At 55.9% G+C, this 14,858-nt stretch carries 12 protein-coding genes and 1 pseudogene; 5 read left to right on the forward strand and 8 right to left on the reverse strand.

Going from position 1 to position 14,858, the window contains the following annotated elements; translation table 11 throughout:
• Positions 1-353: 353 nt before the first annotated feature.
• A complete protein-coding gene (locus tag PO881_RS23535; RefSeq protein WP_280173486.1) occupies positions 354-593 on the reverse strand; it encodes a transcriptional regulator in 240 nt (79 codons plus the stop codon).
• A gap of 357 nt (positions 594-950) precedes the next feature.
• Between PO881_RS23535 and PO881_RS23540 the strand changes: the two genes are divergently transcribed.
• Positions 951-1,160 carry a DUF3606 domain-containing protein gene (locus tag PO881_RS23540; RefSeq protein ID WP_280173480.1) on the forward strand — a complete coding sequence of 70 codons (210 nt, stop codon included), beginning with the start codon at positions 951-953 and terminating at the stop codon, positions 1,158-1,160.
• On the opposite strand, the gene PO881_RS23545 is transcribed toward PO881_RS23540, so the two are convergent.
• On the reverse strand, positions 1,154-2,611 hold the full coding sequence (locus tag PO881_RS23545; RefSeq protein ID WP_280173481.1) for a methyl-accepting chemotaxis protein: 1,458 nt from the start codon (positions 2,609-2,611) through the stop codon (positions 1,154-1,156). The two genes, PO881_RS23540 and PO881_RS23545, sit on opposite strands and share 7 nt — an antisense overlap.
• A 340-nt stretch (positions 2,612-2,951) precedes the next feature.
• Here PO881_RS23545 and PO881_RS23550 point away from each other — a divergent pair, with 340 nt between their 5' ends.
• A complete protein-coding gene (locus tag PO881_RS23550) occupies positions 2,952-4,733 on the forward strand; it encodes a sensor domain-containing phosphodiesterase (protein WP_280173482.1) in 1,782 nt (593 codons plus the stop codon).
• Between the two features lie 889 nt (positions 4,734-5,622).
• On the opposite strand, the gene PO881_RS23555 is transcribed toward PO881_RS23550, so the two are convergent.
• From PO881_RS23555 to PO881_RS23565, 3 genes and pseudogenes are all read right to left on the reverse strand, one after another.
• Positions 5,623-5,913 carry a hypothetical protein gene (locus PO881_RS23555; RefSeq protein ID WP_280173483.1) on the reverse strand — a complete coding sequence of 97 codons (291 nt, stop codon included), beginning with the start codon at positions 5,911-5,913 and terminating at the stop codon, positions 5,623-5,625.
• A 269-nt stretch (positions 5,914-6,182) separates the two neighbouring features.
• Complete coding sequence (locus PO881_RS23560) at positions 6,183-7,757, reverse strand: sensor domain-containing diguanylate cyclase (protein WP_280173484.1); 1,575 nt, start codon at positions 7,755-7,757, stop codon at positions 6,183-6,185.
• Between the two features lie 412 nt (positions 7,758-8,169).
• A pseudogene (locus PO881_RS23565) lies at positions 8,170-8,624 on the reverse strand (IS3 family transposase); the annotation flags it as partial.
• Positions 8,625-8,640: 16 nt separating this feature from the next.
• On the opposite strand from PO881_RS23565, the gene PO881_RS23570 reads away from it, so the two are divergent.
• Positions 8,641-9,351, forward strand: a complete 711-nt coding sequence (locus PO881_RS23570; RefSeq protein WP_280173329.1) for a tyrosine-type recombinase/integrase — start codon at positions 8,641-8,643, stop codon at positions 9,349-9,351.
• Positions 9,352-9,507: 156 nt separating this feature from the next.
• Positions 9,508-9,726: a hypothetical protein gene (locus PO881_RS23575; protein ID WP_280173330.1), complete on the forward strand. Its 219-nt coding sequence runs from the start codon at positions 9,508-9,510 to the stop codon at positions 9,724-9,726.
• A gap of 214 nt (positions 9,727-9,940) precedes the next feature.
• On the opposite strand, the gene PO881_RS23580 is transcribed toward PO881_RS23575, so the two are convergent.
• Both PO881_RS23580 and PO881_RS23585 read right to left on the reverse strand, forming a co-directional pair.
• Positions 9,941-10,528, reverse strand: a complete 588-nt coding sequence (locus PO881_RS23580) for a hypothetical protein (RefSeq protein WP_280173331.1) — start codon at positions 10,526-10,528, stop codon at positions 9,941-9,943.
• On the reverse strand, positions 10,525-11,232 hold the full coding sequence (locus PO881_RS23585; RefSeq protein ID WP_280173332.1) for a hypothetical protein: 708 nt from the start codon (positions 11,230-11,232) through the stop codon (positions 10,525-10,527). The genes PO881_RS23580 and PO881_RS23585 overlap by 4 nt, the downstream gene beginning before the upstream one ends.
• A gap of 318 nt (positions 11,233-11,550) precedes the next feature.
• On the opposite strand from PO881_RS23585, the gene PO881_RS23590 reads away from it, so the two are divergent.
• Entirely contained in the window at positions 11,551-12,114 is a 564-nt protein-coding gene (locus tag PO881_RS23590; protein WP_280173333.1) for a hypothetical protein, read from the forward strand.
• A 1,406-nt stretch (positions 12,115-13,520) separates the two neighbouring features.
• On the opposite strand, the gene PO881_RS23595 is transcribed toward PO881_RS23590, so the two are convergent.
• Entirely contained in the window at positions 13,521-14,594 is a 1,074-nt protein-coding gene (locus PO881_RS23595; RefSeq protein WP_280173334.1) for a RepB family plasmid replication initiator protein, read from the reverse strand.
• Positions 14,595-14,858: the final 264 nt, after the last annotated feature.

A 14,858-nucleotide genomic window follows, 5' to 3' on the forward strand; every position in this document is an offset into this window, starting at 1 on the left:
GTCGCAGGCGGGATCAGGGATAACAGTGACGCCCTGCTAACGGGACATCACAAAACTGTCATTTCAGGACCATTCATGGCTGCGGATCAGGGCTGCAGGGAGGCGCACCGCAGGCAAATAACGCATTCGGGGTGCCGCAGGCGGGCAGACTGAAGCGCGTGCCTGAGGGAGTAAAACGTGCCGAGAAAGCGGCCCCCGCTGGCCTCCGCCAGTTCGCTGCAGCCCGCACAGTGCACTTCTTCGATCGCGGGGCGTCCGCGCCGGACCGCATAGTAATACTTTCCACTCATGTCCCTATCCTCTTATCGGCCAGGCCTGACTGAACTTCAGGGGGGCAGCGTGGGACAGAGCCGCTACTTTTTTTTATGCGGCACAAGGGCATAGTGCGGGTGACGCCCGGCGAGCAGCAGGAGAAGCTCATACTCCCCCTGGCTCAGGGGAGCCGGATTTTTCGCCGCCTCCTTCGTCTGCCAGACGCGCAGGCTGAGCTCAAACCGCTCGGCGGCGGCCTCCTGCGACAGGCCGGCGGCAAGCCGGAGTTCGCGGACGTCGGAACCGACCGCCACGGGCCGGTATGAAAGCTGATTTCCCAGAAAACACTCCTTTCAGGCAGGGGGACCACAACGGGCCGTCAGGATAAAAATACGGGGCACGCACCGTAATTCATTACATTATCTTAATCTTTATTCCGTAATGCAATGCGCCATAAATCGGCCCCGGCGTAATTAACTGCAATCCCTTCATTTATTTTTATTCCACTAAGTCAAATCAGCCGCTCAGCGCGAGAGGAATATTATCCATACGGCCAGGAATTCTCTCCTTTTTTTACGAAATCCTGACAGAGGGATTATTCCGGTATTTTACGGATGATTATTCGCCAGGATAGGCAGGGCTTACGGTGGCTGTATTTATTACACCGCCACACCCTGTACCGAAAAAAGGATAACCTGATGAAAAACCGTGATTATTTCCAGCGGCGGGTACCCGCTGACCTGAGCCGCGTAGACATCCGGGAACAGTGGCAGATTACCTTCTGGACGCTGGAACTGCGCACGACCCAGGAGCGTCTGACCCGGGCCGTGCGGGAGGCGGGCCCGGAAGCCGACCGCGTGCGCGCGTGGCTGGAGAAAAACCCGCCCCCGCGCCCCACGCGTTACTGATGCCCGAAGGCTACCCAGTCGCCTTTGGATGGCGGGGTCACCCGGCGCGGGCTGACCGGTGGGGCCGACGCTGCGGCAGCCGTGTGGTCGCCTTCTGCAGGCAGCGTAAACCGGGTAATGGCGCCGCCCAGCGCGGTCGTCTGCCCGCTCAGGTTGCCCGCGGTGGCAGAGACTTCCTGCACCAGGGTGGCGTTCTGCTGCGTGACGCGGTCAAGCTCCGCGACCGCCAGCGTGACCTGCGCTATGCCTTTGCTCTGCTCTTCCGAGGCCAGGGCAATCTGGCCGATCAGCGCGTTGACCCCGCCGACGCCGTGCAGCACCCCGGCCATAGTGGCGCCGGCACTGTTGGCGGCACGTCGTCCGTCGCTGACCCGCGCCACGGTGTCGGCAATCAGGCCCTCAATTTCCTTCGAGGCGGCCGCACTGCGCTGCGCCAGGGACCGCACCTCGGCCGCCACCACGGCAAAGCCGCGCCCCTGCTCCCCGGCGCGGGCGGCCTCAACGGCGGCGTTGAGCGCCAGGATGTTGGTCTGGAAGGCAATGCCGTTAATGGTCGCGGTGAACTGGCGGATTTTTTCTGAGCCCTCCGCGATGCCGCCCATGGCGTCAACCACGGTCTGCACCTGCTCCGCGCCCTGCTGCGTGGTGCCGGCGGTGCGTTCTGCCAACTCGCGCGCCTCGCGGGCGTTTTCCGCGTTGTGTGCAACGGTGGCGGTAATTTCCTCCATGCTCGCCGCAGTCTGCTCCAGCGCGGCGGCCTGCGTGGCGGTCCGGTCGGACAGGTCGGCGTTGCCGGCCGCAATCTCGCCGGCCTCGCGGTGGAGGATAACCGCGTTGTCACGGATGGCCGTTACCGCGTCGAGCAGGCTGTGTTGCATCTCGCGAACCAGCGGCACCATCTGGCCGATGCAGTTGCGGCCCAGGTCTTCCGGCTCGCGCGTGAGGTCGCCGTCCGCGATGGTCTTCAGGTGCGCGCGGATTTTTGCCACCGGACGCACGAGGTGTACCACCAGATAGCGGTCGCAGAACGCCAGCAGCGCGGCGGCGGCCAGCAGCGCGCTGATGAGAATAATCTCCAGCCGGTGGCGCTCAGCCATCACCGGCGCGTCGTCGGCCGCGAGCTGCTGCGTCAGGCTCCCGAGCCGCTCGCGTGCGGCGGCCGGATAGCGCTCCGGTGCGCTGAGCGCCGCGCGGTAGCCGTCCCACGCTGCGCCTGCCGGAACGGCGTTCAGCAGGGCGGCTCTGTCCGCCGCGGTCCCGTCCTGCATGACAAGGCCCGCGCGGGTCAGAAAGGTCAGCTGCTGCGTCAGCACGTCGGCGCGGTCGGCGTGGCGGTACATCTCGCGCAGCGTTAGTGCGCTGTTAGCGCCGGCCAACCCGACCACGCTGAATGAAACGATCATCATCCACAGCACGACGCGGCGGATGGTAAAATGTCTGAGTAACTGCATAAGATTTCCCCGGTGCTGCTATTAAAATAATAAGAAGCATTATCGTTTATTTTAATTGTGTGCGTGATTAAGTTGCGCACTACATTTATTTAAAAGGAGTCTGGCAGGAATATTAAAAAAAGGACACTGGAAGACGATAAAATAAAAGAATCGCGCTGCGCTAAATAATTTACTAAAGAAAATAAACATGACATCAGACCAGGCTGCGCCTATAGTAGGCGGCATTAAAATTGCTTTAATCGTTTTTCCCTTTCGCAGTTATTGCCTTTTACACGGCCCCGTTACCGTCCATTTTAACTTTATAATTTCGCACCGGAATCAGGCCGGAGCGGAGGAGCCCATGCTGATGAATCTTAACGGCGACGACGATCGCCGCGCGCGGGCGCTGAAAGCGCTGCGCAGTCCCGACGAAAGCCGCGACGACGTGCTGCGCAAGTTTGTGCGGCTGGCGAGCCAGGCGCTGGGCATCCCCGGGAGCTTTATCTCCGTGCTGGACGACGAGCACCAGCACGTGCAGGCCGCCCACAACTTCACTCTCACGCAGTCCTCGCGGCAGGACTCGCTCTGCCGTCACGCGGTGGACAGCGACAGCGCGGTGGTGGTGCCCGACACCTGGCTGGACGCCCGCTTTGTCACACACCCGCTCATCACGGGTACCCCCTACATCCGCTTTTATGCCGGCGTGCCGCTGAAAAACCGCGAAGGCTTCGTGCTCGGCACGCTGTGCGTCACGGACACCGCGCCGCACCCCTTCAGCGCCGAACAGGTCACTACCCTGAAGCTGCTGGCCGCGCTGGTGATATCGTTTCTCGAGGCCTGGCACTCCGCGGGGTTTGCCGACCCGGTGACCGGACTGCCTAACCGTCAGCGCCTCATCCGTGACCTGCAGTATCTGGCGGCGGCGGGGGACGATACGCCGCGCCGGCTGGTGCTTATTGACTGCATCGATATGCCGCGCGCCTATGAACTTGCGCGCTCGATGGGCATGGGCCCGGTGGAGAGCCTGCTGAAGGACGTCGCCACGTTGCTGCCGCTGCGGCTGCGCCCTGCCAGCGGCGAAATGCTTTACACCGTTGCCACCGGCCGCTTTGCGTTACTGACGCATGAAAACAGCCCGCTCAGCGCGGACTGGGTGGCGGGTCGCCTGGAAGGCATCAGCGCCGATCTGGGCGACGGCATCGCCGTGGCGCTCAGCACCCACACCGGCGAGGTAGCCTTTAGCACGGGCAGCATTACGGCGCAGGAGGTGCTGCGCCGCGCGGTCAGCGCCCTGCATGAGGCCATCGGGCGCGGTGTACCCTCGATGCGCTTCAGCCCTGCATCCGATGCCCGCCACACCCAGGACTTTACCCTGATGAACGACCTGGCGGCCGCGCTGCAGGAAGGCAAAGGCCTGTGGCTCGCCTTTCAGCCGAAAATCTGCCTGCACAGCGGCCGGCCTGTGGGGCTGGAGGCGCTGGTGCGCTGGCACCATCCTCAGCGCGGCGAACTCTCTCCCGCCCTGTTCGTGCCGCTGGCTGAGCAGACCGAGCTGCTCAGCGCGCTGACGGACTGGGTGACCGACCGAACGATTGCGCGGCTTGCCCGCCTGCGGAACAGCTGCATTCAGCTCCCGGTAACTGTCAACATCAGCAGCAGGGACTTTTCCCGCGAGGGCTTTGCCGACGCGCTGGAGGCAAAAATGCTCAGGGCAAAGCTGCCCACTTCGCTGCTGGGCATTGAGTGCCTGGAGACCGAGCGCATTATCGAAAGCCCGGCGGCGATGCAGGGGCTGGAGATGCTTAAGCTCAGGGGCTTTGGCATTTCGCTGGACGACTTCGGCACCGGCTACAGCAACATCAGCTACCTGCGGCGCATGCCGCTGGACATCATCAAGCTGGACCGCACGCTCATCAGCGACATCTCTTCAGACACCGCCTCGCGCATCATCGCGCGCAGCATTATTGCCATGCTGAAGGAGCTGGACTACACGGTGCTTGCCGAGGGGGTCGAGGATGCAGAAACGGTTACCGCGCTCACGCAGTACGGCTGCGACCAGGCGCAGGGCTTTTTTTATTCCCGGCCTCTGCCGGAAGGGGAGCTCGACGAGTGGCTGGGCTGGAAGCTGCGCGGGCAGTGCTGACGCCAGCCGCTAGGAATGAGCCTGGTGCTGAGGGAAGGCAGCCCTGGCTGCGCATGCTGCAGGTTGCCTCTTCCGTCGCCTCAGATTCGACAATAACACGGTATCTGATGCTAAGCCCGTAAGCGCGGATGTGTGCAACGGTGTTGATGGCAATTGGTGACGCTAACCTCTCTTCAAAACAGCCTGTGACAGATTAACTGCGCACCCGGGTCAGATTCTGCAGGCTACTGAAGCGCCGGTTGAGCTTGTGACGCAGTATGAGGAGAAAAAAACAGGGTACTGATTCAGGAAGATAATAAAAAAATCCCACAACCTGACCAGGTATGCCGGGCGGAAAAAAAACAAAGAAATTCGCGACAGAGATAATCGCGGCAAGACGTTAACACAGATGAAAAAAACAGTTGATGATTTGTTTCACTCCTGACGATAAGCGTCTTAACAGTCAGGAGGGTGACGATCAGCATAAAAAAAAGCCGCGCTGATGGGCGCGGCACAGCAATGCGGATTTCATACTGCAGTTGTTATAGAAATCATGAGAAGCTTAGTTTTTGCGGCCCTTTCGTCAAGCCCGATGACTAACCTACTCTGCGGACCGTGCAGGCAGACGACTTTAATGACTGATAAGCTGACTTTTAGGCGTGGGGACGCCTCAAACAAATATCCTGATATAAATCAGCTGAAGCGTACAGATGTAAATAAATGCAGTAAAAACCACCGCTACCCTAATCGTTGTCGCAGTCGGTTATCGGCGTTCAGCGATAATGATTTTTCTGCGCAGGAGAAATCAGCAGAAAACGATTTTTATAAAAAGTAAAAATACGCGGGAGCATGCGCAGTCCTAAAGAAAGTACAGGCTGCTGACGAAAGCTGGTTTAATCGTGGTGAAATCTCAGGTTATGTCAGACTCGGTTTTTTTTACGCATCGCCTGATGCCAACCTGATATTTGCTGCGTAGCTGGTCCTGCTTAATCCGGGCATCATACGCCATGAGAACCTTTTCCCCTCTTGCCGTCAGGCGGCAGCGTTCACTGACCCTTCGCCATGCTTCGCCGTAAAAAAATTCGGCCAGCCGCAGTCTTACCAGCATCGCCATCACGGCAGGCATCATGTCTGCCGGTACAGAGCCCCTTTCCTGCATTGAGGAAAGAAGACGAAAATGCTTCGGGGCCAGTTTCATCATATCCTTTTTACAGTGCTGTTGCTTACCCCATGAAGCATGGTCTGAAAGCGACAGATTATTAACTCAGAGGGATTTTCTGTTAATAAATGGCGCTAAATACAGCGATGCTGTTAAAAAAAACATGTCGCTCCTCTCACTCTTTGCCGATGCTGAGCCTCAAACAGCGAAAAACGTCCAGAGCGGACATCCCTCACAGAAAATTTTCATACCGCACCGGACCTTAATCACGGCCCCTCAGCGACAGATATGCAGCCAAAAAAGAAGAGAGCCTATGACTCCTGCTCTTCATACCTTCTGAAACTCCCGGGAGCGGCTATTATCACCGCGTTTCGTCCGGCCCCCTTCGCCTCGTACAGTGCCTCATCCGCCCGGCGAAGCATCGCGTCCCGGCTTCCGCAGTCTGACAGCGCGGCCACGCCGGCAGAGACCGTCATGGCACCCACGTACGGGAACGTCGTGGTGCTTACCACGTCGCGGATACGCTCCGCTGTACGGGCTGCATCCTCCACAGAGGTCTGCGGCAGCAGAAGAATAAACTCCTCTCCCCCGAAGCGGCTGACGATGTCCCCCGTCCGGCACGCCAGCCGCAGCAGACCGGCGAGACTGACCAGCACCGCATCGCCTGCATCATGGCCGTACCAGTCATTAATTTTTTTGAAGTGGTCAATGTCGATTGCAATTACGCACTGCGCGGCGTCATCGCTGAACCTGTCCGCCAGTACGGTAAAGCCGCGGCGGTTGCAGAGTCCGGTTAGCGGGTCGGTCATGGCCTCGTCGCTCAGGATGGCCATGCGGCCGGCGACCGCCTGGCGGTGTTCCTCTACCGCCTCCTTCAGGCGATCGGCCTCATAATACCACGCCGGTACCGAGGCAAGCGACGCCTCGCCGCCGTCATCGCGCACCATGCCGGCCAGCCTTTCAAGCGGATAAGCGATGCGTCTGGCCATCAGGGCAACCACGACGGCCGTGAGCACGATGATCCCCAGCAGGAACCACAGCGCGTTTTCTGCCGTGCGCACAAGGATATCCCGGACCGTCTCAGAGGTACCCGCAATAAAAATGTTCCAGTCCGTTTTGTGCAGGCTGGCAAATCCTGTAAGAAACGCCTGTCCGCCTGTCTCGGAGCTGAACCGTCCGCTGTCCGTCGTGGCAAGCCTCTTCATCAGGGCGGGGCTCAGCGTCATCCTTGTTCCCACAAGAGACGGGTCGTGGCTGAACACGATAAGGCCGTCATTGCTGACGATGCTGACGGTAGAGCCGCGGGCGTAAAAATGCTGGCTCAGGATATCGCTCAGCATGCTCTGCTTCCTGAGGTAAATGGTGCCGCCGATGTAGCCCAGATAGCCGCCGTCCGGCGTGAACAGCGGCTGCGAAAGGAACACGACGTAATTGCCCGAGGCCGAGGTAAAAGGGGCCGAGATAAACGGCTTCTGCGTGGTGATGGCCTGCCGGCTTGCATCGGAGTGCAGCTTCACGCCGACCAGGCTCAGGCTTTCCGGGGAGGTAGCGGCGATAACGGCATCGCGGTTCACCACCACCACAGTGTTAAAAAAGCCGGACTGCAGCCGGAGGCGGTCGGTCTCGCCTCTCAGCAGCGCGGGGTCGGTGAGGCCCTTAATCTGGGTGGCGCTCCAGGCAAGCTCACGCTGAGCCGTGCCGAGATAGCGATCGGTGGTATCGGCGAGCTTCCTCGCGTAGGCGATATTGCTCTCCATCAGACTGTCTTCGATGTTGCCCTTCTGAAAAATCAGCAGCGCCCCGAGCAGCAGGCAGGACGTCAGGATCACTCCGCCGACGGAGAGCGAAAGGAGAAGCGTACGAAGACGGAGTTTTTTCAACGGCATGGCGTCAGGACCCGGTTGAGGTGTCATCAGAGTGTAACGGTAATGGCCCGGGTTAAAAGGCAGAAAAGCGCGACTTTTATGAGCCGCGCGGCAGGATTGCAGGGACCGGCTCACGTCAGATTAGCGAATTTAATTCTCCTTAATTAAAATTAATCTAATAATTCACTGTTTAACTTTATATTAGTAGACTAATATAACGGGAAATGCTTAATAAATCGGTGCTGTCTCACCACGGCATAAGTCAACGATTAGCCCGTTGAGGCTTGCGGGCATTTTTTTATCGCGTCAGCCCTTTTATTTCCTGATAAAGCCCCTGTATCACACTGATAAAATGCGGACACTCACCGCCCTGAATGGCCGCCTTTAAACCTGTCCGGAGGCATCCATGAAACTGACGTTCCTGGCGCTGGCGATGGCCACGAAACAGTGCAATGCTATCCAGAATACACGTCAGCTGAACGCCTGAAATACCGAAAGCGGCGGTGATCCTCAGACACTCCTTCCTGAAATCATCCAAGCAGGTCAGGCACTTAATCCGACGGCCGCTGGAAAGTGCATCCATGACATAATCCATCGACCATGTCAGGTTTGGCGCATCCGGGCTAAGAAGTGGAAGCTGCTAAGTCGCCAGCCCTTACATCGTCCCCTGCGCTTTACACCCAAGTCGTTAAAGTGATAAATGCGTTATACCCGTTTGAGGTTGACGTGAAGGCCCTCCCGATGCAATAACTTCCAGATCAGCCGGTAACCAAAGCGGCGGCTTTCAAGCGCCAGCTCTCTGATGCGAAGGGACAGCTGAGCTTTAGCAGCCAGAAGCTGAACCGCATAATGGCAGGTTAGAAGGGACAGGCCTGCCAGCCTGGCCGCCACCTACGGCACCGAAATGCCCCGCTACCTGCTGCCCCCCGAGGTGGCCGTGCTGCTGGCAATGGTGACCGATCTCCGTAAACGCCTGTTCATCGACGTGCTGTGGAACACCGGCGGGCGGCTCAATGAAATTCTTCCCCTGACGCGGGAGGACTTCGTTCTGGACGACCCTGCCACCGGCGCCCCGCTCGCCTCGCCGTTCGTGGCGCTGCGCACGCTCAAGAAGCGGAAGCTGGAAGAGGCGGCGAAGAGCCACCGCTGCCGGCGCGGCCGGCCGACGAAGGAGGAGCAGCAGGCGGAGCGCGAGACGGAGGCCGCCATCCGCGAGAACCCGCCGCGCGCGGTGCCGCTCACCGATCCGGGATTCGTGCAGCGGCTGCGGGAGTGGTTTGCGACGGCGCAGCTGCCGGCGGGCAGCCGGCTGTGGGACATTAAGAGCGAGGACACGGCGCGCAGCTGGATTTCGCAGGCGGTCGCGGCGGCGGCGCGTGACGGCGTGACGTTTTCCATCCGGCCGGTGACGCCGAAGACGTTCAGGGATTCGTTTGCAATGCACCAGGTGCCGCAGAAGGTGATCCAGACGCTGATGGGGCATAAGGACGCGAAGTCGACGGAGTGGTATACCAGATTGTTTGCGCTGGACGTCAACCGCCAGCTCGGGGTGCGGTTATCGATGGACGCCGGAGAGGCCGAACGGCTACTGCTGCCGGGCGGTCCGCGCCCCTAGACCTGTTCCGGCTCTGCTCTGCGCAGGCCTTTTATCTGCCCAGAAAAAAATCAAAAAAACCTTTACCTTCAGAAAACACACTTTCCGCAGAATAGGTATCCGGCACGGTGCAGCAGTGGGCGGCGCTGGCCTGAGATCTACACAGGAAACGAACGCATGACAATTTCACAGCTTAAGCAGGCCATTCTGGAGCGCTGCCACGAAGTGCTGGCAACCCGCGAACGTAACCAGGTCTGCTCGATCTGCTGGCTCCCGGATGAGTGGCCGCCGGCAGACGTCTGGCTGGCGCTACAGGAGATGTGCCGTGACGGCATCATCGCCTGTAACCGCGGCAGCAGTCATATTGAGGATGGATTTGTGCTGAACGGGCGGTAATGCTGCCTGTCATCGCTGATAAGCCTGAACGTTCAGGGGTAACCCGGTGCCATTCGCACCGGGCTACCCGGCTAAGCTGAAGCCACGGAGTGTAAGGCGAAGCTGGCAGTGGAGTGCAGGCAATAGCGCTGAAAAGTTCGGCCAGGCGTGGCGACTTTACCGGACAGAGAGGGCCCTGGTTGCCGGCGTGCTTATTCCTGAAAATTCGGAGCTGCTACTGCTTACGCCACGGAACACGCCATATGCTGCCATCATCAAGCTTCAATACACCGGCCTTTTCATCGGTCCGGAAACACCGTGTTGTTTTCCCGTCCACCGTGCAGTCGCGCCAGTGCAGTGGGAAGCGATCGGCCACTTCTTTCGCCTGCGCCAGCGCTGCCCGCCGCGCCTGTATCTCATCCAGCGGGGGGATAAGCGTCATGATAAGCCCAATGGTCACTGCACAAAACGCCACCTGCGCAGTCAGAAACCAGAGCCATCTTCGCCAGCCAAGCGATTTACAGGCCCGCTCATAGCGTTCAGCCGCCTTTTCTGCGGCCCTGTCGGCTTCGCGGAAATGGTCCGTCAGAAGCCGTGCTGACTCCTGAGCCGTTGAGCCGGCCATGGACGTCACGGCACCGATGACGTCATCCCTGACTTCCCTTACGTGTCGTTCATGGGCGGCGGTGACCTTAAGCAGCGCTGACGTTGCTCTGTCGGCCGTTTTTCCCTGCTGCTGCGCGGCCTGAAGCAGCCTGTCTGCGGCGTCAAAGAACAGGCGTATGTCATGGTCGCTGATTGTGTTTATGTTTGTGTTTTTCACAGGCTCAGATCCATTCCTCTGTCGTAATCCATTGATTTTTCCCTCTCCAGCTCTTTGCCGTGTTCCATACTGAGTCTGTATTCGAGCCATTTCTCATGCGTCATTGACAGCTCCATGATATTTTTCAGCTCAGCATATTGCAGATTGCCGCGGCCGTCACACACGACGATAAGCGCCCCGGCGCTGCTCTTTTCATCGACGTCCTGGCACCACCGGATCAGTTTCAGGGAGTTACTGACGGCCACCGGATCTTCTGCTTCCGTCTGAGCTGAAAAGATGCTGCGCGTCGTCTGTGCAATAAAGCGCTCAAGGTTCAGGGGCTCTGCCTGTCGGGCAGGCTGAGAGAGCGCGCTGAGATAGCTCGAAAAGTAGGTTTTTACGCCAGACTGAACGTCAGGGGTGGTCTCAACGTACCAGTGGATCCGGTGAGAGACCTCACTCAGTCCCTTACGGCACTCCAGCGCGTGGGAGAGCTTTCGGAAGCGGGTCTCCTCTTTATCTGACCGGTTTGCCGCAGATTTGAACTCAATCAGCCGCAGCGTGCCGGGGAAGGAAAGGAGTACGTCTCCCAGCGCCTTATCTTCCGGCGTCTGCTGCAGAAGGTTCACCGACGCTGGAAGTACCTCTCCTCCCAGCCGGGCCCCCACAGAAACGCCCAGCCCGTAAAGGAAATTACCAATGACCACGTTTTCATAGAGTTTCACTGAATGCATATCCTCCTGAATGTTCTACTAACGGAGAGTTAACTTTATTATCACGTTGGATATGGCCGATCTCAGAGAGCAGACCCAACGCCTCTGTCGTGGATTATCGGCTTCTTATAAGAAATGATGATGACTTTCAGAAGTGTTTTTACATTGGAAGTTAGGTTTACACCAATCAATAACTAAGGTACTGAAAGTAAGCAAAGCGGGCATAACTTCAGCCTTTTTGTGGAAAGTGCTTTTCCGCCAGAAATCATTAATCTTTAGTAAGACGAAGCCGATACATGTTCATATTTATGATATATGGAGCAGTATCCTATGCCTTTTGTGCGCCCCTGCAGCGCCTTCCTTGTATTTGTCCCGGCCGTGCTGCTTGCCGGCTGTTCTGCCCTCCTGCCCCGTGACTATACCAACTATACCGGTGAGGATGCGGCAACTGTTCTTGCTCAGGACCCTGAAGGTTTTGTCGGTACTTTCTACCTTTCCGTGTATGAGAAGACGGGAATCTGCTACGACAGAAAAGAGCGCTACGAGCTGGGTTCGAATATTCTTCCCTCCGGAGGAACACTGATGTCCGCTAAAGTCAGACCCGGCCAGCTGATGGCGCTGCAACAGCTCTACTCCGCTGGCCAGTGGGCGCTGGTTGACGGGAAAATGACGTTCAATAAAGACGGATTTACCGCATCACGCTGGGTTTCATTCATCCCGGAACCGGGTAAACGCTATTTCCTTGATCCCGCTCTGGGGGCGAGAGAAATTCCGTCCGACTACCCGGTAACTACTTACACCAAAGCTTCCAGCATCTTTTCAGATTTCAAAACGCCCCTGAAACGGAACTGGGATCCCAAAAACCGTTGCCAGCATCTTATTGGTGGAAGCTGAAGAAGCTGACTTTCTCCAGGGCTTTGCGGGTGTTCCCGGTGTATGACAGGATCTCACCACATTGAGACGCTTTTAAATCGCTTCAGTTTTAACTTTGCAAAGAGCCAGGTAAATGAAGTGCTGCCGCTGACGTCGCGCTCAAAAAGAAGTCTTTAAACAAGACATTCATGCAGCAGTTTCAGGTAATCAGCCTCTACAGAACTGGCTTAATAAGCCGGGCCTGCTTGCCCTGCAGCTTGATAGTTAGGAGCGGTTACTGACGGACGCCCTCGTGTTCCTCGCAGGTCGTTGTGGATCTGTGGAGATCCGTAACCACCGCCAATCAGGGTCTAAGAGTCGAGGATAAGCGTCAGCAATCGCTTATTATGATGTTCTTCAGCTGACACCGGTCAGTGGAGCCAGATGTAAAACCGGAATGGGGAACCTTCAGAACCCGGCACATCAGTGTGATCGATCAGACCTGATGGTGAGCGTTAATGAAGCGGCACTTTATTTGGGCTCTCTTGCAAAGTACCGCGCCGCCTTTTTCAGTGTATCCCGCTTGTCCCCAGATCGCTTGAGCTGCGCTTTCAGTCGGGGTATCTCCGTCTGGGCCTGCAGCATATCCCATGCCTGGTACCCGCTAACAGCTGGTATCATGTAGCGGCCCTATTTGTGTAGGCAGTGTTGCGAGAAGCCAAAATGTTCAGAATAGTCGGCGACGGAATAGCCCCACTCGAACATCTGGCGGACAGCTTCTTCTCTAAATGAATTGAATAAATCGTGGTGGGCCATGGGCTCCTTGTATGCTCAAAATAAAGGGTAGATTTACCTATGAGCTTGGATGACTCCACATATTCATCTTATGAGTAGTAGTTAGTAATAAGCAATGACCGCTATGGGGAGTAACAACTGCTGTAGTGAGTAGTCGAGACGTAGAACTAGGATGACTGCTATGACGAGTAGATGTTAATGACCGCTGTGATGAGTATAAAGACTAAAGTCCAAACAGATGGCTTTATATTAAATGATAGAGCCTAATGGTAATGCGCACAGTTAGTCATTACCAACAAGCTTTGTGACCAAAATTATAAGGGTAGTGATCATCAGGACGCTCTGTAAAAAGTTAAGCTTACGCTGTTATGTCTTCTCGCTACAGCAGTCAAAACCGACTGGGAAATAATCAGCGTTTTCTCAATAAAGCCATGAGTTTTGATTCGAGATAAATTACTAATTTTAAATATTATTTTGAGTTACCCCCCTAAAAGTTAGATTAAATGACCACTGTAGTGAGAGTGATTACAGTCACATTTATGACCCATTTATAGACCGCTATAGCGAGTAGCCTTCTCACTACAGCGGTCTTGGTTATTCAAAAATTTAAAAAAGGCACTCATAGTTGAGTGCCATCTTGTCAGTATTTGACTTTAGTTATTCTTGCGCTTCCTGATGGTTTCCAGCATAACCAGCTCTTCTTCTGACAACATGACCATCTTGCCGGCAGCTCCCTCCTTAGCTTTAGGAGCTGTTCTCGGCTTCACTGGCTTTTTAGCCAGAGCAATTTCATGGTCACTATCCAATTCATCGTCTTCAAGTTCAGGGAGACTAATTGGGATATTTGCAGGCCTTAGCTTAGGTTGCCGATAGTGGATTGAGAAGTAGACCGTCGATCCTCGTTTGAACTCCGTGTAATCGAGATACCCAATCTCTTTCAGCTGCTCCATAGCCCTTCTGACGGTTGCATATTGAGTATTAGGCCGCGAGGTCAAATTTAAGCGCGCCTGAAGGCGCTGCATGGACACCGGGGCGGGATCGGGGGGTAAGCTCTCAATGAATGTGTAAAGTGCCTGAGCGGACTCTTTGCGCGCTAATTCGTTGATAGCGCGTAGCTGAAGCAATACCTTGCGGTCAAACTGATAAAGTTCAAAAATCTTAGGATCAGCCTGCAATGTCACAGTGTCATTTTTGACACTGTATTTAGCTGACTGAACCAGATGCGTGACGTAATATTCACCCTCTTTGTTAGCAAAGTGGATGGTGTTGGTAGCAATACGCGTTAGAGAGGCCTCCAGACGCGTTCTAAGCTTCGCAGACGAGCGCAATGAGGGAATGCCACATAGTTTGGCGAAATCAACAAAGGGGAGCGTTACACTATCGCCCAGCACTTTGTATTTCGCAAAGGCATGAATGATCCCGACCCATGCTTTAAAGTCGTTATCCATATCAAGGCGTGCGCCAGTGATCTTAATGTTTTCATAACCTTCTGCCTTAACGATCGAGAGTTGTTTAAGCTCATCAGTTACGTCCATAGAGGACATCTGATTCTTCCGACCATTAGCGGTGGATTTCAGTGTTGGGACAAATAGACCAAGCCTCATTAACGCTACTGGCTGAACAGTATTGTTGCTGTTGGGCGTAAGGTGAATAACTTCACCAGTTCGTTTGTCCGTTTCACTGAATGCTTCAGCTATCAGGTTGATTTCTTGTTCTTTTTTCGGCATTTGAAAATCCGTGATATGAACAAGCGATAATCGCCGTTACTCGTTAAAGAGGATACTAGCACTCACTACAGCGGTTATTCTACTTACTATAGCGGGTTAATTACTCTCTACAGTAGTCTTTTCGCTCGCTATAGCGGTCGGAGATCATTAGTAAACCCAGTTAGATTAAGGCTCCTTAACGTACCGAGATCTAATAAGAACATCTTGGTTCTTATATGGATCTGTTATCGGATCTAGTCATTTGATAACTTTTAGAAACGAATT

Source organism: Pantoea sp. SS70, from assembly GCF_029866845.1.
Classification (GTDB): Bacteria; Pseudomonadota; Gammaproteobacteria; order Enterobacterales; family Enterobacteriaceae; genus Pantoea; species Pantoea leporis.

Bases quoted from the DNA above. Each gene is read 5' to 3' on its own strand.
- PO881_RS23540 (WP_280173480.1), top strand. From the start codon at position 951: ATGAAAAACCGTGATTATTTCCAGCGGCGGGTACCCGCTGACCTGAGC.
- PO881_RS23545 (WP_280173481.1), bottom strand. From the start codon at position 2,611: ATGCAGTTACTCAGACATTTTACCATCCGCCGCGTCGTGCTGTGGATG.
- PO881_RS23550 (WP_280173482.1), top strand. From the start codon at position 2,952: ATGCTGATGAATCTTAACGGCGACGACGATCGCCGCGCGCGGGCGCTG.
- PO881_RS23555 (WP_280173483.1), bottom strand. From the start codon at position 5,913: ATGATGAAACTGGCCCCGAAGCATTTTCGTCTTCTTTCCTCAATGCAG.
- PO881_RS23560 (WP_280173484.1), bottom strand. From the start codon at position 7,757: ATGCCGTTGAAAAAACTCCGTCTTCGTACGCTTCTCCTTTCGCTCTCC.
- PO881_RS23570 (WP_280173329.1), top strand. From the start codon at position 8,641: ATGCCCCGCTACCTGCTGCCCCCCGAGGTGGCCGTGCTGCTGGCAATG.
- PO881_RS23575 (WP_280173330.1), top strand. From the start codon at position 9,508: ATGACAATTTCACAGCTTAAGCAGGCCATTCTGGAGCGCTGCCACGAA.
- PO881_RS23590 (WP_280173333.1), top strand. From the start codon at position 11,551: ATGCCTTTTGTGCGCCCCTGCAGCGCCTTCCTTGTATTTGTCCCGGCC.
- PO881_RS23595 (WP_280173334.1), bottom strand. From the start codon at position 14,594: ATGCCGAAAAAAGAACAAGAAATCAACCTGATAGCTGAAGCATTCAGT.